Genomic DNA, 752 nt, shown 5'->3' with positions numbered 1-752 from the left:
AGACATCCACGAGAGCCAACATGTTTTCGTTTACCGGACTATCACCGTCTATGGCAGGCCGTTCCAGACCACTTCAACTAACACGTTGGTTTCTTACTCTCGCCCTGATCGGCAGATCAGAGAAGAATGATCCCACTACCCCAGCTGGACAACGACTGCCGTCTATCACATCCAACTGGTTTAGCCTCATCCGCTTTCGCTCGCCACTACTCACGGAATCACTGTTGTTTTCTCTTCCTGTGGGTACTGAGATGTTTCACTTCCCCACGTTCCCTCCACACACCCTATATATTCAGATGCGGGTAACACGACATCACTCGTGCTGGGTTTCCCCATTCGGAAATCCTCGGATCTCAGCTCGGTTGACAGCTCCCCGAGGCTTATCGCAGCCTCCTACGTCCTTCATCGGCTCCTGGTGCCAAGGCATCCACCGAACGCTCTTAAACACTTACAAAACAAAGATGCTCGCGTCCACTGTGCAGTTCTCAAACAACACACGAAACTCATTCACCGCTCAGCACCAGCCCGACCGAAGTCGGCGGTATGACTGAAGAACCAGTCTCGTCGTTTCTTGCCTGGAAAGAACGTCTGTTCTTTCAGGACCCAATAGTGTGTCGGTATATCACCGCCGGCCGATCAGGAGATCGACCGCAGCGCGATGAGATTGTCAGCGTTCCACCCATGAGCTCCGCAGTCTCTCGATCGGAGACTAAACGGCTCTGCCAACCTCGAAACCACCTCTGTGGCCCGAG

The 752-nt window shown here is 53.5% G+C and carries 1 rRNA gene; it reads right to left on the bottom strand.

Going from position 1 to position 752, the window contains the following annotated elements:
- Window positions 1–454: ribosomal RNA gene (locus ON36_RS35800) — 23S ribosomal RNA — on the bottom strand; the annotation flags it as partial.
- Window positions 455–752 lie beyond the last annotated feature (298 nt).

The sequence above is a fragment of the Nocardia thailandica NBRC 100428 genome, assembly GCF_000308795.1.
Taxonomy (GTDB): domain Bacteria; phylum Actinomycetota; class Actinomycetes; order Mycobacteriales; family Mycobacteriaceae; genus Nocardia; species Nocardia thailandica.
The sequence above is the reverse complement of the archived record's forward strand: the minus strand, read 5'-3'. Positions and strand labels throughout refer to the sequence as shown.